The 20,896-nt window shown below is 36.5% G+C and carries 21 protein-coding genes and 1 tRNA gene; 7 read left to right on the top strand and 15 right to left on the bottom strand.

The features are described from left to right. Positions 1-90: 90 nt before the first annotated feature. From C8N46_RS10505 to aroC, 10 genes are all read right to left on the bottom strand, one after another. Positions 91-1,248: a flavohemoglobin expression-modulating QEGLA motif protein gene (locus C8N46_RS10505; RefSeq protein ID WP_108114848.1), complete on the bottom strand. Its 1,158-nt coding sequence runs from the start codon at positions 1,246-1,248 to the stop codon at positions 91-93. Between the two features lie 14 nt (positions 1,249-1,262). Next, complete coding sequence (locus tag C8N46_RS10510) at positions 1,263-2,090, bottom strand: N-formylglutamate amidohydrolase (protein ID WP_108114849.1); 828 nt, start codon at positions 2,088-2,090, stop codon at positions 1,263-1,265. 17 nt (positions 2,091-2,107) lie between these two features. After that, positions 2,108-2,617 carry a hypothetical protein gene (locus tag C8N46_RS10515; protein WP_108114850.1) on the bottom strand — a complete coding sequence of 170 codons (510 nt, stop codon included), beginning with the start codon at positions 2,615-2,617 and terminating at the stop codon, positions 2,108-2,110. A 6-nt stretch (positions 2,618-2,623) separates the two neighbouring features. Then, positions 2,624-3,028 (bottom strand): hypothetical protein, encoded by a 405-nt coding sequence (locus C8N46_RS10520; protein ID WP_108114851.1) that lies wholly within the window; start codon positions 3,026-3,028, stop codon positions 2,624-2,626. A gap of 15 nt (positions 3,029-3,043) precedes the next feature. Further along, positions 3,044-4,135 carry an RDD family protein gene (locus C8N46_RS10525; protein WP_108114852.1) on the bottom strand — a complete coding sequence of 364 codons (1,092 nt, stop codon included), beginning with the start codon at positions 4,133-4,135 and terminating at the stop codon, positions 3,044-3,046. A 30-nt stretch (positions 4,136-4,165) separates the two neighbouring features. Beyond that, on the bottom strand, positions 4,166-4,990 hold the full coding sequence (locus tag C8N46_RS10530) for a sulfurtransferase (protein ID WP_108114853.1): 825 nt from the start codon (positions 4,988-4,990) through the stop codon (positions 4,166-4,168). Further along, positions 4,990-6,021 carry a glutathione synthase gene (gene gshB / locus C8N46_RS10535; RefSeq protein ID WP_108114854.1) on the bottom strand — a complete coding sequence of 344 codons (1,032 nt, stop codon included), beginning with the start codon at positions 6,019-6,021 and terminating at the stop codon, positions 4,990-4,992. The genes C8N46_RS10530 and gshB overlap by 1 nt, the downstream gene beginning before the upstream one ends. Positions 6,022-6,117: 96 nt before the next feature. Further along, entirely contained in the window at positions 6,118-7,569 is a 1,452-nt protein-coding gene (locus C8N46_RS10540) for a dicarboxylate/amino acid:cation symporter (protein WP_108114855.1), read from the bottom strand. A 25-nt stretch (positions 7,570-7,594) separates the two neighbouring features. Next, the gene (locus C8N46_RS10545; protein WP_108114856.1) at positions 7,595-8,113 is read right to left on the bottom strand and encodes a hypothetical protein; all 519 of its coding nucleotides are present in this window, start codon (positions 8,111-8,113) and stop codon (positions 7,595-7,597) included. After that, positions 8,110-9,174: a chorismate synthase gene (gene aroC, locus C8N46_RS10550; protein WP_108114857.1), complete on the bottom strand. Its 1,065-nt coding sequence runs from the start codon at positions 9,172-9,174 to the stop codon at positions 8,110-8,112. Before aroC ends, C8N46_RS10545 begins: the two co-directional genes overlap by 4 nt. A 264-nt stretch (positions 9,175-9,438) precedes the next feature. Between aroC and C8N46_RS10555 the strand changes: the two genes are divergently transcribed. Continuing rightward, positions 9,439-10,272 carry a UDP-2,3-diacylglucosamine diphosphatase gene (locus C8N46_RS10555; protein WP_108114858.1) on the top strand — a complete coding sequence of 278 codons (834 nt, stop codon included), beginning with the start codon at positions 9,439-9,441 and terminating at the stop codon, positions 10,270-10,272. Between the two features lie 11 nt (positions 10,273-10,283). On the opposite strand, the gene C8N46_RS20465 is transcribed toward C8N46_RS10555, so the two are convergent. Both C8N46_RS20465 and C8N46_RS10565 read right to left on the bottom strand, forming a co-directional pair. Continuing rightward, a complete protein-coding gene (locus C8N46_RS20465) occupies positions 10,284-10,460 on the bottom strand; it encodes a hypothetical protein (RefSeq protein WP_158269130.1) in 177 nt (58 codons plus the stop codon). A 156-nt stretch (positions 10,461-10,616) separates the two neighbouring features. Next, entirely contained in the window at positions 10,617-13,535 is a 2,919-nt protein-coding gene (locus C8N46_RS10565) for an FAD-binding and (Fe-S)-binding domain-containing protein (RefSeq protein ID WP_108114859.1), read from the bottom strand. Positions 13,536-13,728: 193 nt separating this feature from the next. Between C8N46_RS10565 and C8N46_RS10570 the strand changes: the two genes are divergently transcribed. The 3 genes from C8N46_RS10570 (at position 13,729) to C8N46_RS10580 (ending at position 15,779) form a co-directional block, all read left to right on the top strand. Then, positions 13,729-14,202: a hypothetical protein gene (locus tag C8N46_RS10570; protein WP_108114860.1), complete on the top strand. Its 474-nt coding sequence runs from the start codon at positions 13,729-13,731 to the stop codon at positions 14,200-14,202. 78 nt (positions 14,203-14,280) lie between these two features. Beyond that, complete coding sequence (locus C8N46_RS10575) at positions 14,281-15,426, top strand: TlpA disulfide reductase family protein (protein ID WP_158269131.1); 1,146 nt, start codon at positions 14,281-14,283, stop codon at positions 15,424-15,426. Between the two features lie 270 nt (positions 15,427-15,696). After that, positions 15,697-15,779, top strand: a tRNA-Tyr gene (locus C8N46_RS10580). 51 nt (positions 15,780-15,830) lie between these two features. On the opposite strand, the gene C8N46_RS10585 is transcribed toward C8N46_RS10580, so the two are convergent. Then, positions 15,831-16,733: a hypothetical protein gene (locus tag C8N46_RS10585; protein ID WP_108114862.1), complete on the bottom strand. Its 903-nt coding sequence runs from the start codon at positions 16,731-16,733 to the stop codon at positions 15,831-15,833. Between the two features lie 85 nt (positions 16,734-16,818). Further along, positions 16,819-17,469 (bottom strand): rhomboid family intramembrane serine protease, encoded by a 651-nt coding sequence (locus C8N46_RS10590; protein WP_170110080.1) that lies wholly within the window; start codon positions 17,467-17,469, stop codon positions 16,819-16,821. A 58-nt stretch (positions 17,470-17,527) separates the two neighbouring features. On the opposite strand from C8N46_RS10590, the gene C8N46_RS10595 reads away from it, so the two are divergent. The 3 genes from C8N46_RS10595 (at position 17,528) to C8N46_RS10605 (ending at position 19,297) form a co-directional block, all read left to right on the top strand. Next, entirely contained in the window at positions 17,528-18,424 is an 897-nt protein-coding gene (locus tag C8N46_RS10595; RefSeq protein WP_108114863.1) for a lysophospholipid acyltransferase family protein, read from the top strand. An 88-nt stretch (positions 18,425-18,512) separates the two neighbouring features. Next, entirely contained in the window at positions 18,513-18,884 is a 372-nt protein-coding gene (locus C8N46_RS10600) for a TIR domain-containing protein (RefSeq protein WP_108114864.1), read from the top strand. Positions 18,885-18,886: 2 nt separating this feature from the next. Further along, positions 18,887-19,297, top strand: coding sequence for a hypothetical protein (locus tag C8N46_RS10605; protein WP_108114865.1), 411 nt, complete (start codon positions 18,887-18,889; stop codon positions 19,295-19,297). A gap of 147 nt (positions 19,298-19,444) precedes the next feature. On the opposite strand, the gene glmM is transcribed toward C8N46_RS10605, so the two are convergent. Continuing rightward, a complete protein-coding gene (gene glmM, locus C8N46_RS10610) occupies positions 19,445-20,833 on the bottom strand; it encodes a phosphoglucosamine mutase (protein WP_108114866.1) in 1,389 nt (462 codons plus the stop codon). Positions 20,834-20,896: the final 63 nt, after the last annotated feature.

A 20,896-nucleotide genomic window follows, 5' to 3' on the forward strand; every position in this document is an offset into this window, starting at 1 on the left:
AAAAGTTTGTGAACTCTACTGCATTTTATAAAAAGAAACAGTTTAAGTCCTGAACACCTAACACCTAACACCCAACACCAAACCAATGTCTTACTTCAAATTCTCCAAAATGAAATCAACGGTTTTGTTGGTGTTTTTGTTTTCCATGTACGAATCAGTAATGTGCTTGGAATCGACTGCGTATCCGTTTTTGACAAGGGAATCTATATTTTCTAAATAATCTAAGGCTATTTTTCCGCGAAGTAACGGTTTCATGTCTTTACCCGATTTGTAGTAGTTATAGATTTTTTTCAGTCCCGTGAGATACAGATAATCTTTTGTAAATCCACCACCGCGATGTGCGCGCACGGAAATGTTAAAAGCAGTTTCTCGGTCTAAATCGTAATTGTTGACAAACATTCGAAAGGTTTCCGAAAACGAATAGCCTTTTGCCAAACTGTTGACTGCAATCACGCGATATGCCAGTTCTTTTAAGCGTTTTACCGTCAAATTATTACTCATATATTCTGAAAATACCGCCAAACCTTCTTGAGTTTCTTCATAATTGGGAAAACCGTTGGAAAATATTTTAAGCGGATGCAACAATCCGTTCATGGTAGTCACCATGTGTACGCCAATTTCATGATTGGTCAACACCGCAATTTCATTATCCGAAAAGGTGTGTTTTTCGTTGATAACTAGTGTTTGAAAGTTGTTCAGCACCATGGCAATGGCGCTCATGTCTTTTGAAAACTTAATGTGATAGCTAAAATCGTATTGTTTAGAATAATCACGAAATAATTTTTCAGTTTCTTTGGGAGAATATTTAGGCTGAAATTGTGCTTCGGAAGGATCTTCATCTTCAAAATGCAGAATAAACTTTGCGTTTTCTACATCTTGCTCTTTTGGTGTTCCGAACGAACGCAGACTATTGTAATAAAACTTTCGTTTCGTTCCTATCGTTTGAATACACTGTACCAAGCCTGAATACGCATAAATAACATCTTCATATAACTCGCGAATATTTTCATCTTCTATGTATTCAATAGGTTGTGAAATGAGTTCGCGATGGAGTTGAAAACGATCAAAATCCATTTTTGGATATTTGAACTTCGGATCTTTTAGGTATTTTGACTTGAAGAATTTTTCTTTTTCTTCTTCTATATTTAACGGATTGACATAACTGAGTAATTCAATCTTTTTAACAACTTCGTTGATATTGTTGTCAATATCAATAACTACTTTACTGGCTACATTAATATCCTTCATCGTACGTCTTTTTCTTAGCTATATTGTTGGTAAAAGCCGTCTGCATGTTGCGGAATGAGCGTTTTTAACGCTTCTTCAACCGCAGCAACAACTTCGGGGAACATGATTTGCTCAATTTCGTCGCAATATATCTTTTTTACTTCAGTTGCCAAAACTAAGGTATTGCTAAAATGCTCCGTAATAAACTTTAAAAAATAGCCATTTCCTTGAAAAGTATCGTTAATTTTTGAGGTTGAAGCAATTCCATTAGGCAATTTGATTTCTGAAAGCATTTTTCGCCACAATTCTATGATGCTTCCAAAACGTTCATTGTCAACATTAGACGTTCCCAAATTGAAGGTTGGTACTTCGCGCGTCCAGCGTTTCCAATTGTACGAATGCATGTCGTACACCACACAAACGCCAAATTTTTCTTCCAATTTGGCAATTAACGCGTGTACTACTTTGTAAAAATTGGCGTGTTTGTCTAAACTTTTCTGTTTCATCGCATCTGGCAACGGTGAATGCCACAGTTGTTTTCCCCAAGCATCTTCGTAAATGGCACTTTCTGGTGCACGATTCAAGTCGTATTCAAAGCGAGAATCCATGCCTGCAATCACAATCGGATGCGTTTGTACCATTTCTTTCGTCGCAGGATCTTCTTCAAACCAACGATCGTATTCCGTGTGCATGCAGTTTTCCCACAATTCGCGTCTAAATTGATGTCCGTCGTGTACCGCGCCACAGGCATACGGCACGTATTTGTCTATTTTTATCGTAAATGAATAATCGGAAGCAACGGCTTCAAACAGTTCTTCATTTTGAATATTCGTTATAATCTGCTCGATGGTTAGTTTTTTCATATACAATTTAAGATTACTTATGCTGATCGTTTTGATCTAAATAATTTGACAGCAGCTTCTGGGTTTTCTTTTTCAAAATTAATCTCATAATCATAGTCATACAAGGCTAAAAAGTTATCTAGCTCTTTTTTCTTGTCTTTAGCAACGCTGTTTGCTTCTCGATATTTATAGAAAGGAGCAAATGCATACACTATTGCAGACATTCCTATCCCAATTCCGATAATGCTTATGGTAGAAACCCAGCCAGTATCATACAAATACTGCGTTAAAAAAATATCTGCTACCATGATGACTACACCTATGATTGAGAACATCACTAAATGTCCAAACACATCTACTTTTTGATCTTGGATTTTTTTGTATTCTTTGTTGATTCTCGCAATTTCGTTTTTTGCATTGATGTTCAACTCAATTTTAGGACATTTACGGATGAAATCTGCCTTTTTATTCGTGATTCCACACAAATTTCCTGTTGTAAAGTCAAATTTTTTATGCTCGCAAAATGAACAATGTTGGTAAATTTCCATGCGTTTTTATTTTATTGTAGCAAGCTTGATACTTTTTTGAACCACATAATCTCCTTTTTGATTACGAGAAACACGTACGTCTGCTTTATATTCTAAATTATTCTTTTTTAACCAAGTTTCCAATTCCGACAACTTTTTTTCGTAAAGGTCTATTTGCTGTTTGCATTGTTGTAACGGACGAAACGCTATGGCTAATAAAATTCCGCCTGCGGCAATCGCACCTTGAAAAATTGGAAATTCCGTCCATTCCTGAACACTTCCGTAGGCGCCAATTCCCATAATACCAAGCGCAATAATCCCTAACAGACTAGCTTCTTTGAGTAAACTTTTTCGTTTGAGTTGTAGTTTTTCAATAGCAACTAGCGTGTCAAGTATTTCTGTTTGTAGTGCTTGTTTTTCTTCTTCATTCATCCTGCAAAAATACGATTAAAAGCGGAACATGTTTTTAAGCATAACAAATAGTATAATTATAGCAGCTATTATAAAAACGGTAGTGATGACACTTGTATATTTTTTATTTGTTTCATAACGTGAGACGGTAGTTTCTGGTAATTGATCGTGCCAGCCCATATCGCCAAAAAAAGAAAAAGCTTCAAACGGAATTTTTCTACAGAATGAACGCCCAATAATTTGACCAAAATTTGTTTTCAAGGATGTATATCCTGTTACAATCGTGCTGGTTAAGAATTTTGCTGGTGTCATTCGGAAGCAACCTTCAAAAATAGTATAGTATAAAATTCCTGTCACTAAAGAAACAACATACAATCCTAAGTTTTCTCCCATTACATCTTCTATATATCTTGAAAAGATTCTTAATTCTCGCATCAGTATGGGAGAAAAGACCAATACAATGATGACGGAATCAATAAAAACGTTTAAAAAACGTGTACCGCGTGTTGCGCGTTGGTACGGAATTTCAACTTTTCCTTCTTTTAAGAACAAAACTTCTAGTTGTTCTTCTGGCAACGTTCTTAGAACGACACGTTTTTTGCTTTCGCGTAAATAGATAAAGCAAACACTCACGGTAACTAAAATTTTGAATAGTGTAAAGAAAAACGTTAAGAAAATTCCTGAAATGCTTATTTCTTCTGAAAGTGGTCGATTGCCCAACGTAGAAAACAAACCTATAATGGCAAAAATTAATAGAAGAGCCATGATTGCGTTTGAGATAAACATAATAGACATACAGAATTGCAATAATCGTTGCTCTGTTTTTTTAGAAATGAAATACAACACAATGGCAACAATAATCATGAGATAAAATACAGGAATAAATATTTCTCTAAATAATGAAAAACTGCTCAGTAAATCTATGTCCGTTCTAAATAGCTTTGTTCCAAAATACGAGAGTTTCGTATAATCAAACATAAAATAATCTACAGTTGTGATGGCGCCAAATCCTGTTGAAAAGTCCGAAAAGTTCACGATAATGAAAAGTACCAAGAGTATCAAAACGTTGTACATAGCAAAATACACGATGTTCTGATAAACGAAATCTTTAATTTTTTGAAAATTCATGCGATAATTGGTTAGTTACTAATGAAGGTGTTAATTGTATAATGTTCCCCATTCCGTCCACGAACCGTCGTATACTGCGTAATCTGTGTAATCAGCAAGTTCAGCTGCTAACGCGAGAATACACGCTGTAATTCCCGATCCGCACGAAAAGACAAATGGTGAATTTTCGTGTTGGAAGGATGAAAAAATATTTTGTAAGTCTGTTGTTGATTTGAAATGATAATCTTGCAATACCTCCGTGTACGGTAAATTTTTGGAGGTTGGAATGGTTCCGCTTCGCAAGCCTTTTCTCGGTTCTGGAACTTGCCCTGTAAAACGAGCCTCGGAACGCGCATCTAAAATGACAGCAGCTTCATCTTGCACGATTTGAAGCATCGCGGTATAATTTTTAAATCTGTGTAATGAACTTTTTGCTTGAAAATTTCCGTGATTACCCTGATATACTTTTTTGACTTCTATCGGATAGTTTCTTGCTTTCCACGCAGGAAATCCGCCATTTAAAACGGCAATATTGTCAAATCCCATCGTTTTGAACATATACCAAACACGTGGCGAAGCGTAGATACCCAATTCATCATACACCACAATTGCACTATCTTGATTAATTCCTAGCTTTTGTGCTTCCTTCGTAAATGTTACTGCATCAACCATCGTATTGGGAAAAGGCGCAGCGGTATCACTAAAGGTATTTTTGATATCAAAAAAACGAGCGTTAGAAATTTGATGCGTTTCTGCTTGATATGTAGCATTAACGACTTTTGGAATGGTTCCGTTTAAAATCACAAGATTGGTTGCGGAAAGGTTTTCACACAACCAATCTACTGAAATTATTGGGTTTTCTAAGTGAACGTACATTAGGCGTCGTCCACGGTTTTACGAAGTCGTACGCGTCTGTCAAAAGCTTGTAACTTGTCTACAACCTTGCTTTCTATAAAATCGATTACTTTTTCCTGTAAACGTATTTTGTACACTTTATTGATATAGGTAATTCCACCAGGCGACATCACATTGACCTCTACCAGTTTACCACCAATGACATCTATTCCTACGAAGTAGAGTCCGTCATTGACCAATTTCGGTCCAATTTGCTTACACAACGCTTTTTCCGCTTTAGTTAAGGTATGTTTTTGCACACTTCCACCAGCACTTACGTTTGAGCGGTGATCGTCATTTCCAGGCACACGACGCATCGCTCCTATAGGTTCTCCATTTAGCAGTAAAATACGAACATCTCCTTGGTCAGCGCCTTCTATATAATCTTGAAGAATCACATAATTAGACGTTCCGTCGCTGTTTGTAATATAAAAATCCAACAACGATTTAATATTGTTCATTGCCGATCTTTCAATTAAAATCACACCCGAACCACCAAAACCATTTAATGGTTTTAGAATCATTTTATCAGATTTTGATTCTTTAATTTGCTCTACCAAATAATCTTTATTCTTTGACACATGTGTGTTTGGAATGATATTGCTATGCGCATCGCCAAAAGCTGCGGTGTATAATTTGTTGTTAGCTTCTCGCATTCCTTGTAATGAATTCACAATGAACACGTCATCTTTCACAGAATCCAAAAAGTTCAACATAATTGGATCTAATGGCGGATTGGCTCTCATGAATACGACATCAAAACCCGCTAAAGGCAGCATTTCTTCTCTAAGCTGTGCTTTTGCATAAAATGATTTTAATGTACTTGGCACTTTATCCATTCTACCGATAACCGTACAAAAAGCACTCGTAACACTATCGCGAATTGTTAAATTGGAAGGTGAACACATTGCCACACCATGTCCTCTTTTTACACATTCTTTGATTAAAGCTAAACTTGTATCATTTTCTGGATCGATATCTTCCCATGGATACATTAAAAAACAAATATTCATTGAGATTTTTTTTTGGTTCTTTATTGATTTATTTAAATGTAGGCAAAATGTTGGTTTTTACCCAATAATCGAGCAGTAATCTCTCGAAGTGATGTATCAAGCTTTTTTTGCTGGATAATTGTCATCCCAATTTTTAGGATGTGGTTCGTGTAATTTATCCAGCGATTTGGCAACTACCATCGAAACGGTAGCATCTCCTGTAACGTTGATGACCGTTCTACACATGTCAAGTGGTCTATCAATAGCAAAAATCAACGCCAATCCAATTGGAAGCAATGTTGGGTCAAATCCTACAGATTCTAATACTATGACCAACATCACCATTCCCGCACTTGGCACTGCCGCACTTCCGATAGAAGCTAATAAGGCTGTAAATACAATGATTAATTGTACTTGAAAGTTGATATTTTCTGGCGTCAACACTTGCATGATGAATACCGCTGCAATCGCTTGATACAAACTCGTTCCGTCCATATTAATCGTGGCGCCAACAGGCAATACAAATCCTGAAACTTCTTTGTCAACACCAATATGCTCTTCTACACGTTCCATGGTTACAGGCAGGGTTGCCGCGCTAGAACTTGTAGAAAATGCTAATAATTGTGCTGGACTTATTTGTTTTAAAAACCATAATGGTGATTTTTTGGTGTACACACTCACGATGATTAAATAGAATACAATCATTAATAACAATCCGCCAACAACGCACAATCCATACGAAACTAATTTCAGCAGAATTTCAGGGTCGTCAAAAGCAACAATAACGTTTGCTAAGAGCGCAAAAACGGCATACGGCGCAAAAAGCATAATTAAATCGACCATTTTCATGACGACTTCATTGAGCGAATCGAAAATGTCAATCATTGGTTTGGCTTTGCTTTCTGGAATTAACAACAAACAAATTCCAACAAATAGCGCAAAAAAGATAATTTGTAACATTTTCGCATCTCCCAACGATTTAAAAACATTATCTGGAAAAATATCTACCAATGGTTGTAATGGTCCAGCATCTTTTTGAGCAGCAGCTTTGGTGAGTTTGTCAGTAACACCATCAGAATCCGCATATTTCAACTTAATTTTTTCTATGGTATCTTGTGGCATTCCTGCGCCTGGACGCACGGTGTTTACTATTCCGAGTCCAATGATAATCGCTACCAACGTCGTTACAATGTAAATGGCAATAGTACGCAAGCCCATTTTTTTGATTTTTGCGATGTCTTTTAAATCAGAAACTCCTTTAATTAAGGACGCTAAAATTAACGGAACCGCAATCAATTTTAACAAGTTGATAAAAATGGTTCCAAATGGTTTTATCCAGCGACTGATGAAATATTCGGCACGTGTCGTTTTGATGATTTGTGCTGGAATTTCTTTGACGGTCGTTACGACTTCTCCATTCACAATTTGCTGTACAATTTCTTCAGAAGCCGCAATTTCTTTTAAAACTACTTTTTCGCTTCCCCAAGAAGTGGACAGTAAAATGAAGGCGAAAATAACGCCCAACACCATTCCTATCAAGATTTTCCAATGTAATGCCATTTTTTTCATGTTGTATCTGTTTCTATTTTATAGATTATGCTTTGTCTGTGTTTGTGGTAAATAGGTTTGCAATTGGTTTTCTTAAAAAGATAATCACCAATCCGACTAAGATATGTAAAAAGTTAATAATTAAATCTTGTTGTAATGGCCTAAAGTTATAGTCACTTGCAAGAACAAGCGTGCTGTAACTAGATTTTATCAATATATATAAATTCTCTAACATGTAAGGAATTTTCATGAAAACTAAAAAAAGTCCCATGATAGTGATGGCAATTTCTACAATGTATTTGCTTTCCGTATTGGAAAAATTAAAATGATTTGAAGAAAAACCTTTATCCAAGCCTAAAAACGTTACAATAGCAGAAGTCTTTCTGAATAAAAAATAAAGGATAGTCGAAAAAAGTAAAGTTAGACTCACAGACCAAAACATGGTTGATGAATTATCAATATCAAACGAATATGTAAGATAATGACTTATCGAAATGATTCCCTGAGAAAACAAATAGATTGCCATAATTCGGATGACAGCGATAAAAAAATCCTTTACGCTCATAGTTTGATAGTTCTATTGATTAAATAATAATCCGCCAACACCAATGCTGCCATCGCTTCTACAATAGGAACGGCGCGTGGCACCACGCACGGATCGTGGCGACCTTTTCCTTGCATTTCCACAATATCGCCGTCTTTGTTGATGGTATCTTGCGATTGCATAATGGTGGCTACAGGTTTGAAAGCCACCGTAAAGTAAATGTCCATTCCGTTGCTAATTCCACCTTGAATTCCTCCAGAAAGATTGGTTTTTGTCGTACCATCTGCATTGAAAATATCGTTGTGTTCGCTTCCTTTCATTTTGGAGCCTGCAAATCCGCTTCCATATTCAAATCCTTTGACGGCGTTAATCGACAGCATGGCTTTTCCGAGTTCTGCGTGTAATTTGTCAAACACAGGTTCGCCCAATCCGACAGGGACATTTTGAAGTACGCACATTACGGTTCCGCCAATGGTATCACCTTCTTTGCGAATTTGACGAATTTTTTCTTCCATTTCCGCCGCTTTTTCCACATCAGGACAGCGCACGGGATTGCTTTCTGTTAATGAAAAATCGAGTTCGTGATAGGGTTTATCAATCGAAATATCTCCCACAGATGCCACAAACGCATTGATTTTAATGTCTGAAAGTAATTGTTTGGCAATGGCACCTGCTACGACTCTACTTGCAGTTTCTCGTGCAGAACTTCTTCCGCCACCGCGATAATCGCGATGTCCGTATTTTTGGTCGTACACATAATCGGCATGCGATGGACGATAGGTTTCTTTGATGTGTGAATAATCGTGTGATTTCTGATTGGTATTGTGAATGGCAAATCCGATAGGAACGCCAGTTGTTTTTCCTTCAAAAATTCCAGAGTAAAATTCTACCGTATCGGGTTCTTTACGTTGCGTCACAATCGCTGATTGCCCGGGTTTTCTACGATCCATTTCGTGTTGAATCATGTCCATATCCAATTCCAATCCTGCTGGACAACCATCAATAATTCCTCCAATTGCTGCGCCATGCGATTCTCCAAAAGTGGTTAATTTGAATAGCGAACCAAACGTATTTCCTGCCATAGTAATTTTTTAACGTTTGTAAATTTAAAGGAACTGATTTAAAAACCCAACAAATGCTTGAAATTAACTTTATAAGTACTTCCAGCAATACTTTTGTCATGTACATTTTCTTTTGTTTGAATAAAGCTAACACCAATCTCACATTATCTTAACATTCAGCGATTTCTGTTGATAAATTGGTAACATTCCACCAACGAACCTTAACACTATTTTTTCATGCATTTTGTGGGTTTCTTTTTTATTTGCAAATAGTAATAATAGCCCATGAAAAAAAGAAAGATAGACCTTGTGGTGATTTCCGATGTTCATTTAGGAACCTACGGTTGTCACGCAAACGAACTACTCGCCTATTTGAACAGCATTGATCCTAAAAAAATTATTCTGAACGGAGATATTATTGATATTTGGCAGTTTCGAAAACGCTACTTTCCCAAAGCACATTTACAAGTCATCAAGAAATTAATTGATTTTACGACAAAAGGTGTTGAAGTGATTTATATTACGGGAAATCACGATGAATCCTTGCGTCGTTTTTCAGATACCACGCTTGGGCATTTTTCATTGGTTGATAAATTGGTGCTTGAATTGAACGGCAAAAAAGCATGGTTTTTTCACGGCGATGTGTTTGATGCTTCTATTCAAAATGCCAAATGGATTGCGAAATTGGGCGGCATTGGCTACGATTTGCTCATTCGCTTGAACCGAATGATTAATTGGGTATTGCTAAAACTTGGTCGCGAAAAATATTCCTTATCGAAAAAAATAAAAAACAGCGTCAAAAAAGCCGTAAAATATATCAGTGATTTTGAAGATGTCGCTGCTGATTTAGCGATTGACAACGGATACGGATATGTGGTTTGCGGACATATTCACCAACCACAAATGGAGAAGAAATCCAATCGTAAAGGCTCGTGTATTTACTTAAATTCAGGTGATTGGGTTGAAAACTTAACTGCGTTGGAATATCACAAAAACCGTTGGAAACTCTATCGCCATACCGAAGATCGCCTTACTGCTTTTTATGCAGACGAGGAATTAAAATCCATGGATTATAAAGATTTATTGGCAGCCATAACAATTATCAAAGAAACAAAATAGGTTTTTATTTTTTAGACTTCTTTGAAACGCTCTGCTTTAGAGTTGCTCGCTTTGCTCTCTTTTAGACTTGGCTTCGCCTCTTTGAATGTTGGATGTTGAATGTTGAATGTTGGATGTTGGATGTTGGATGTTGGATGTTGGATGTTGGATGTTGGATGTTGGATGTTTAATTTTAAATTATAATTCAAACAACAAACCGTCAGTTCGAGTAATTTTCATAGAAAAATCTAAAAACATTTTCCAAAATACGAACAGCGAGTAACAACGAGCAATACCAAAGGCGAAGCCGTTTCCAAAAGTGAGCAAAGCGAGCGATTCTAAAGGCACGAGCCGTGTCTAAAAATCTAAACCAACGCGCGTCTCAACACCGTTATCGGATGCAATGCTTCCCTACTCGTTCCATCTTTAATTTGATGTCTGCAACTTGTTCCATTGGCTGCAATAATAGTGGTAGCTGCTGCGTTTCGAACGGCTGGAAATAGCGAGTGTTCTCCAATATTCATGCTGATTTCATAATGCTCTTTTTCATAGCCAAACGAACCTGCCATACCGCAACAACCCGAAGCAATAATCGTCGGTTTGTAATTTTTTGGAAGATTCAAAATATCAAACGTACATTTTTGATTGGACAAGGATTTTTGATAACAATGCACGTGAACTTTAATGTCTTTCGCTTCTTCCGTAAACGCTTCCGAAGTAATTGCTCCCAACTTGATTTCTTCTGCTAAAAATTCTTCTAATAAATACACGTGTTCTGAAAGTTGTTTTGCCGCCGTTTTATCATCCGCCAAACGAATATATTCATCGCGGAAGGTTAAAATGGCAGAAGGCTCAATGCCCACCAAAACCGCATCGTTGTTGAGTAGATTTTTAAAGATTTCTACATTGGCATTGGCTACTTTTTTGGCTTCTTCCAAAAATCCTTTTGAGATAAAGGTTCGACCGCTTTCTTTGTGTTTTACATATTGTACGTCATATCCCAATTGTACTAATAAAACCAAGGCATCTTGCCCGATGTCAGATTCCAAGTAATTGGTAAATTCATCGTTAAATAGATACACTTTTTTAGTTTTTGTCACTTTTGGAGAAGCCGTTTTGAATGACTTTTGAATAATTTTCTCTAAAGTCTTTTTGGAATTTGTAGGTAAATCGCGTTCTACCGCAACACCAAGTGTTTTTTTGATGATTTTTGACGTGAAACCATTTGTTTTGACGAAATTGGAAAGACTCGGAAATGTACTTGCCAAACGATTTGATTTGGTTGAAAACGCAAACGATTTGTCACGAAATGTAGGTTTGTTCGATTTGTAATATTGATATAAAAATTCTGCCTTTAAGGCTGCTACATCTACATTGCTTGGGCATTCGCTAGCACAAGCTTTACAGCTCAAACACAAATCAAACACCTCTTTCAATTCCGTGTGATTGAACTTGTTTTCTTTTTCGGAAACCGTTAAAAATTCCCGCAACGCGTTAGCTCGTGCGCGTGTGGTATCTTTTTCATTCGTCGTAGCGCGATAACTTGGACACATAGCTCCCGAAAACGACGCAGGTTTTCTACAATCGCCCGAACCGTTGCATTTTTCAGCCGCTCGCAGAATTCCTTCACTATCTGAAAAGTCAAAAATAGTTTCAATTTCAGGTTCTTCACGGTCAATTTCATAGCGCAGCGACGTGTCCATTTTAGCAGCATCGACAATTTTCCCAGGATTGAAAATCGTGTTCGGATCAAATACGGCTTTAATTTCTTTTAGTAATTCGTAATTCTTCTCACCAATCATGATGGGAATAAATTCCGCACGCACAATTCCGTCACCGTGTTCACCGCTAAACGAACCGTTGTATTTTTTGACCAACTTGGCTACATCATGCGTTATTTTTCGAAATAAAACGACATCTTCCTTTTTCTTTAAATTCAAAATAGGACGCAAATGCAATTCGCCCGCGCCTGCATGCGCATAATACACGGCTTTTTGCTCGTAATTGTCCATCAACTGTGTGAATTCGGAAATGTACGCTGCCAAATCTTCCAGCGCGACTGCCGTATCTTCAATACATGCTACGGCTTTTTTATCGCCCACAATATTTCCTAACAGTCCCAAACCAGCTTTGCGCAATTCCATCGCTTTGGCTATTTCCTCGCCTTTCAACACAGGATAGTGATAGCTTTTACCTTCTTTTTCAAGCGAAGCCAATAGTTTTTCGGATTGTATTTCTAAATCGTCTTTGGAGTTTGAGCGTAATTCTAGTAACAAAATGGCTTGTGGATCGCCTTTTACGAAGAAGCGGTTTTTAGCTTGCGCGAGATTGGATTTTGTACAATCTAAAATGATTTTGTCCATCATTTCGCAAGTGTATAAATTGTGTTGCATGGTTAGCGAAACCGACTCCAAACAATCTTCTATACTGTTGTAATGCGCTGCTACAACACAACTTTCTGCAGGTTGCAAATCGTCCAGCTGTAGCTTGATTTTTGTGGTAAATGCTAAGGTTCCTTCACTTCCTGAGAGCAATTTACACATGTTAAACGTTGCTCCATCCGTAGAAAACGGTTGCAAACGCAACAATTCGTCAATGGCATAACCTGTATTTCTTCGGTGAATAGCGGCCTTCGGGAATTCGGCTAAGATTTCACGCTGATTCGCTTCATCCGAAAGCATGTTGTATATTTTTTGATAAATGCTACCTTCAAGCGTTTGCAATTGTCGTTTTTGATGAAATTCATCTACCGTAATTTCACCAAAAGTGACTTCACTTCCGTCAGATAGCAATACGTCCATTTCCAAAACTTTATCGCGCGTAACGCCATATTGAATAGACGTTGTTCCAGACGAATTGTTTCCAACCATGCCACCAATCATACAACGATTGGACGTTGACGTATTCGGTCCAAAAAATAAATTGACACTTTGTAAATGATTGTTCAATGCATCTCGCACCACGCCAGGTTGCACGGTGACAGTTTTGGCTTGTTCATCAACCGAAATGATTTTTGTGAAATGTTTCGACACATCTACTATAATTCCTTCTCCTACACATTGTCCCGCAAGCGAGGTTCCAGCTGTTCTGGGAATGAGCGATGTATGGTACGTATTGGCAAAATTGATGAGTAATTGTAAATCGGTGGTATTTTTAGGATAGGCAACCGCAAGCGGAAGTTTTCGATATACAGATGCATCGGTTGCGTATAAAATTCGATGTAAATCGTCGTAAAAAATCGTTCCTGCAAACGTTTTTTTTAGTTGTTCCAATTTCGTCTTCATGCCACTTTTTTACGTGTCTTTTGCAATTTTTTTGGCAATATACTTTTATTTTTTTAGTTATAAATAACAACCAATGATGAGTTCATCACAAGATATTAACAAGTATTTCTAACCACCACTTCTAGCAGTACCGTAACGAATATGAGGTATCGGTTTTGCCGTAACAAAAGTACATAAACTAAAAGAGTATATTATGAAAAAACTGGTGATTTTAGGAGTTTTATTTGTGGGATTTTCAGCTTCAGCCCAACAAATAGCAGACAATGCTATCGGATTGCGAATTGGCGGAAATAATGGTTTTGGTACTGAAATTTCGTATCAAAGAGCGTTGTGGAGTAACAACCGTTTGGAATTGGATTTGGGTTGGAAAGACAGCGATGCCTACGATGCTTACAAACTCACAGGATTGTACCAATGGATTTGGAATATTGATGACGGATTTCATTGGTACGCGGGCGCAGGTGGCGGAATTGGGAGTTGGAAAAGTAATCGAAATTTGACCAACGACGGTGTGTATGCTTTTCTTGCAGGCGATGTTGGAATTGCGTATTCTTTTGAATTTCCATTACAGCTTTCGCTAGATGTACGTCCGGAAATTGGCTTTGATAATGGTTTTAACGATGACTTAAATTTTGATCTAGCGCTGGGCGTGCGTTATCAATTTTAATTTTTCTAGGGTAATTCTACACATTTGGTTAAATTTGCGCGTTTAACTTTAAAATTAGCAACAAAAATGTATATAAACATGAAAAAAGTATCTATAATTACTTGTATGATGGGACTGTTATTGTTTGTTTCCTGTGGCGAACAATCACAAAATAGTGGCGATGGATATGTGATAGAAACTACCGTCAATGGAATTCCTGATGGTGTCCGTGCATTTTTGAAAGTGCCAAATGATAAAGGTGCACCACAACCCAAAGACACTGCCATTGTTCAAAATGGTAAATTTATCTTTACAGGAAAAGTTGAATATCCACAGTTAGGTTTTATTTATGTGAATGGTACCCAAAGTAACATCAACGTTATCTTAGAAAATGCTCCAATTTTGATTGATGCTCATAAAGATAGTTTGTCGGCAGCTAAAATTTCGGGCGGAAAGCACAATGAAGAATACCTCAACTTTATTGAGGCTTCGAAAGAATTATCAAAAAGAGTGCAAGAAGTACGCGCTGAATATCAAAAAGCAATGATTGCTAAAGATACGGCAGCTGTTGCTATTGCTAAAAAGAAAGTTTCTGCAATCGATAAAGAAGCGCTACAATACCAAGAAGATTATGTGTTAGAACATCCTACTTCTTATATTTCTGTAATGTTGGTAAACCGTATGCTTCAAAATAAATTGACGACTCCAAAAAATGCAAAACAGTTTTTTGACGGACTTCCAGATGATATGAAAAAGACACGTATTGGTCAGGAATTGTTTATCAAAACTACCGAACTGTTGCGTACGGCAGTAGGAAGTGTTGCTACCAATTTTACAGCGCCAAATCCTGACGGAGAAATGATTTCTTTGAATGATATCAAAGGAAAAGTCACGGTGATTGATTTTTGGGCAGCTTGGTGTGGACCGTGCCGAAAAGAGAACCCGAATTTGGTAAAGATTTACAATAAATACCACGAAGATGGTTTGGAAATTATCGGTGTTTCGCTTGATGGTCGTCCAAATCAGAACAATCCTAAAGAAGCGTGGATAAACGCTATCAAAACTGATGGATTGCCTTGGCATCAAGTTTCAAACTTAGACGGCGGAAGAGATGCCATTGCAAGAACATACAACGTACGAACTATTCCTGCAACGTTTATTTTGAATGAAAAAGGAGAAATTGTTGCAAAGAATTTGCGTGGCGATGTCTTGGAAGCAAAGATTAAGGAATTGCTTGGGAAATAATTTGGTGTTGGATTTTGGGTGTTAGGTTTTGGGTGTTAGGTCGCTTCGCTCTTGGTATTTTGGTAGGTGAGTTGTTTTGTTTGTGAGTGTTTGAGTTTTAAATTTCGTTTTTCGTTTAGATAATGAAAAAGCGAAAACCCACAACTAGCAACTGACAACCGATAACTGATTTCCAACGAGTTATTATTTTTCGTAAAAAAACGTATATTTTTTATTTGCGCGGTTCAAAAACAATGCTATATTTGCATCCGCAATAACGCAAAAGCGTTTGGGGAGATACTCAAGCGGCCAACGAGGACAGACTGTAAATCTGTTGGTTTTTACCTTCGCAGGTTCGAATCCTGCTCTCCCCACAAAAAAAATCCGTTCAAGTTTTGAACGGATTTTTTTGTATGTCATCTTCTCTACTCAACACGTGTCATCGATTTGAATGTATCTAGAAGTTTTGATCCAAAAGCTACAACTCTATCTGTAAATGTATATGATTTTATCAAGCAACTTTCGCCATCGTACAAGATATTCTCTTCGGAAGTCATTTCCATTTTAATATCTTTATCTATGGTGAATTCAACTACACTTAAAGAATCAGCGCCTACTTCTTCTCTATACGCCTTTTCCGTTTCTGCTTCAATGAGTTTTCGTAGTCCATCAGTTAGTACCTCTTTATTATATTTAAAATTATAATCACCGTTGTCTTGCTTATACATTCCATATTTTAATATTTGTGTAGATTGTGGTATAGGTTCATCTACCTTTAAAGAATCTGAAACCGAACGATTGTAAGGAATCGTTTTTTGATAATACATACTAAGCTGCTCTATGTCATTTACAAAAATATTCTCAATAGGATTTCCTTGATTGTGTAAGCTATTTACAATTTCTGTTAATGCTTTTATGGATGCTATGTCGTTGTTTTTATAATTTTTATTCAAGATTTTTTTGAGCTTGCGCTGAAGCTTTTTTTCATTACTCAATGTAAACGTTTGGTTTGTGAGATGATAGTCTATATCAACTATTACATCTTCAAAAAGTTCTGTAAGAGAGTTTCCGTTTTTTAAATTGGTGTAAAACACTGAAAGATTTGCAGTGTCGTCTTTGATATCTTTAAACAAAATATTTAATTGATACGAAATGGTGTCTGCTTCTTCAACGAAAATAGACTTTTTCACATCATACTTTAGTTCCATTCCTTTCGTAAAGGATGGAGATAGTTTGATGGTTGCTGCTTTTTCATTGATATCTACTTGTGCGTTCATTGAAAAAATGATGAAACACACGATACTTGTAAAAATGGTTTTAATGTTCATGGTAGTTATGTTTTTTACAAAGAAAAAACATTTATTTTACCCTTTTATATAGGAAAATTCCCCTTTTTAAAATCGCTTATTTCGTCTAAATCTTCCCTGTTTTTATCATCACAAATAAAATAACAATAGGAATCGCGAGTAAAATTACCAAAAGAGTTTCTTCATAAAGTCTGTCGGGACGAAGAATGAGCGTAATGACAAATCCCGCGACAGCGCCACCAAAATGCGCATCATGTCCAATATTACCCAAACGATTTTTCATTCCATAAATAGAAAAAAGCAAATAACCAATTCCAACTACATAACCTTTGATAGGAATAGGAATGAACATCAGATACAAATTCATGTTTGGATATAACAAAATAGCCGAAAATAACACGCCTGAAACCGCACCACTCGCGCCTAACGCCGTATAATGTGGCTCATTTTGATGAAAGAAATACGATAATAGGTTTCCAAACAATAAACTGGCTAAATAGATGAGTATAAAATACTGTGTTCCAAGTGTAAAGATGACATAGTTTGCAAAGAAATACAGCGTTAACATGTTGAATAACAGATGTGTGATATCAGCATGTAAAAATCCGGAAGTAAACATTCGAAAATGTTGTCCGTATTTAATAGCACTGATATTGAACAAATATTTATTAAGAAAAGATTGATCGTCAAATCCTTTGATTGATGGCAACACATTTGCTAAAATGAGCACAATGGTTACGGGTTCTAAATTCATCATGAAATAGCCTTTATTAGATGCCAAATATAGCTATATTTGTCAAAAATATACGATTCCTATGCAGCTTGTCGCATTCATTATTATCTATCCTATTCTTTGGTTAATCTCCTTGTTGCCGTTTCCGCTGTTATATTTATTTTCTGATTTTTGCTATTTTATTACTTATCATATAATTGGCTATCGAAAGAAAGTTGTTCGCGAAAATTTAAAATTAGCCTTTCCTGAAAAGAGCGATTCGGAACGCTTGAAAATTGAGAAAAAGTTTTACAGTCACTTGTGTGATATGTTTTTAGAGATGATTAAATCGTTGACTATCTCAAAGAAATCGATGCGAAAACGTTTTGTATTTCCGAATATTGAGCTGATTACCGAATATGAAAAGCAAGGACGAAGTATTTTGTTAATTTCTGGACATTACGCCAATTGGGAATGGATGAATATTATGAATGAATATGTGTCTTATAAAGGTTTCGGAATTTACAAACGACTCACCAATAAGTATTTTGACAAACTTGTCCGCGATATTCGCGAACGTACTGATGCAAAACTAATTACCACAAAAGAAACCTTTAAAACCATTAAAAAGAATGAAGATGATGGTTTGTTGGGAATTTATTATATGGTCAGTGACCAATCGCCAAAACCGTTAGATCATTATTACTGGACGGAGTTTATGGACATTGTGGTTCCTTGTTTTGACGGACCTGAAATTTTAGCGCGAAAAGCGGATATGCCTTTTATTTATTTTAAGATTGAAAAGGTAAAGCGCGGACACTATCAAGGTTCGTTTATCGATTTAACTCCTGAAGGAATTGAAAATTACGCACAACACGAACCTACCGAATTTTTCTACAGAGCTTTAGAAGCACAAATACGCGAAGTTCCGGAGCATTATTATTGGGTACACAAGCGTTGGAAACACCGAGATAAAGTGCCTGAGAAGTATCAAAAGTAAGCGTGTTTTTCTATTTTTTTCACTGTACGGAAATCCGTAATTATTGTTCCGATTATTATGCTAGTTTTACTTTAAAGTAAAATTTAGTATGAAATCAATTTTTGTGAGCTATGTCTACGAAGACATAAAATATTTGAATAAAATTAAAAGATGGGAAAGTAAAGGTTTACTTCCCGGTTATACAATTGTTGCTGAAAAAGAAGACAACAGAACTAGCGGAAAAAAAGCAGTAAAAGAATATCTAAAACCATTGATAAATAAAGCAAATATAGTGTTGGTACTGATTGGAGATAATACACATAATCACAATTGGATTACATGGGAAGTTGAGGTTGCGAATAGTTTACATAAAGATATTGCTTGCATGCGAATTCCCAACACTACTGGCAGTAAACCACAGATTTTGAATAAGTATCCAGAATTGCAATTTCACGCTAATCAAATAACAAGTAAATTTTGAATATGAGTGACGAAAAATTAAAACACCTTGAATTTATTCAAAATATCATTACCCGAATGAACACTAATTCTTTTCATTTGAAAGGATTATGTATCACCATTGTTTCTGCTTTATTGGCTATTTACTGTGCAGAAAAGAATATTCTTATCATACTTTCTGCGCTGTTTCCGCTGACGGTATTTTGGTTTTTAGACACCTACTATCTCATGCTTGAGCGAAAATTTAGAAGTTTGTACAATGATGCTATCCAAAAGAAAAGTTCCATTAAAGAATTTAATATGAATATACAAAACTATACCAAAGGTAATTGTAATTATTGGAATACCTTTTTCTCTAGAACAATTTATCCTGTATATCTCTTACCTAGTTTGTTAGTTATTAGCACGTATGTATATATTACATACATAGCTTAAACATACAATCAAAAAAAAGTTATGTGTATAAAGTACAAGTTCGTCAAAACTATATTGCGTACTGAACTAATATCAATTTACACAAAACCATTAAAAAAAGCCATCCATAAATGGACAGCTTTTCATTAATTCATATTTTTTTATCGTCTACAAATTCGCAATCTCCTTAATTTCGCCCATAATGCGCTGTGCCAAGTCATCCGCTGCTTGTTGCGATTTGGCTTCTGTGTAGATACGAATAATTGGTTCGGTGTTCGATTTACGTAAGTGTACCCAATTTTCTGGGAAATCAATCTTTACACCGTCAATCGTAGTTACATTTTCATCAGCATACTTCTCTTCCATCGCTTTTAAAATTCCGTCTACATCTAATGTTGGCGTCAACTGAATTTTATTCTTGCTCATAAAATAACTCGGATAACTATCACGTAATTCGCGAACGGTCATGTTTTTTTCTGCCAAATGCGTTAAGAATAATGCAACACCAACTAACGAATCGCGTCCATAATGCAATTCAGGATAAATGATACCTCCGTTTCCTTCACCACCAATCACAGCATTGGTATCTTTCATCTTAATGACTACATTCACTTCTCCAACCGCACTAGCTTCATAGCTTCCTCCGTGTTTTTCCGTGACATCGCGCAAGGCTCTTGACGATGATAAGTTAGAAACTGTATTGCCTTTTTCCTTTCCTAGTACATAATCTGCGCAAGCGACCAAAGTATATTCTTCGCCAAACATTTCGCCATCATCACAAATAAATGCCAAACGATCAACATCAGGATCAACGACAATTCCGAAATCAGCTTTTTCTTTCACTACCAATTCTGAAATATCGGTTAAATGCTCTTTCAACGGTTCTGGATTGTGCGGAAAATGTCCGTTAGGCTCACAATACAATTCCACCACATCAACATTCAACGCGCGCAATAACTGTGGAATGGCGATTCCTCCTGTAGAATTCACGCCATCAACAACCACTTTAAAATTTGCTTTTTTAATCGCTTCAACATCTACCAATGGTAAGTTGAGTACTTCTTCTATATGTTTGGTGATGTAGGTATCATTTTCAGTCACGCTTCCCAAATCGTCTACTTCGGCAAAATCGAAATCGTCACTTTCGGCAATTTCTAAAATGTCAGCACCATCGGCACCATTTAAAAATTCACCTTTATGATTCAACAATTTTAACGCATTCCATTGTTTTGGGTTGTGACTTGCGGTTAAGATAATTCCACCATCGGCTTTTTCTAACGGAACGGCTACCTCAACTGTTGGTGTTGTGGACAATCCTAAGTCAATGACATCAATTCCCAAACCTACTAAAGTATTGACCACCAAGCTCTGAATCATCGCGCCAGAAATTCGTGCGTCTCTTCCAATGACAACCGTTAATTTTTCTTTGTTATATTCTTTCTTCAACCAAGTTCCGTAGGCACTTGCAAATTTTACCGCATCAATAGGTGTCAAATTATCACCTACATTTCCTCCAATAGTTCCTCGAATCCCTGAAATTGATTTGATTAAAGTCATATTCTGTTCAATTAAAATTTCAAGCAAATATAAAAGTTCTTGATGGATTTTGTTCGCACAGCA

It is taken from the genome of Kordia periserrulae (assembly GCF_003054265.1).
Taxonomy (GTDB): domain Bacteria; phylum Bacteroidota; class Bacteroidia; order Flavobacteriales; family Flavobacteriaceae; genus Kordia; species Kordia periserrulae.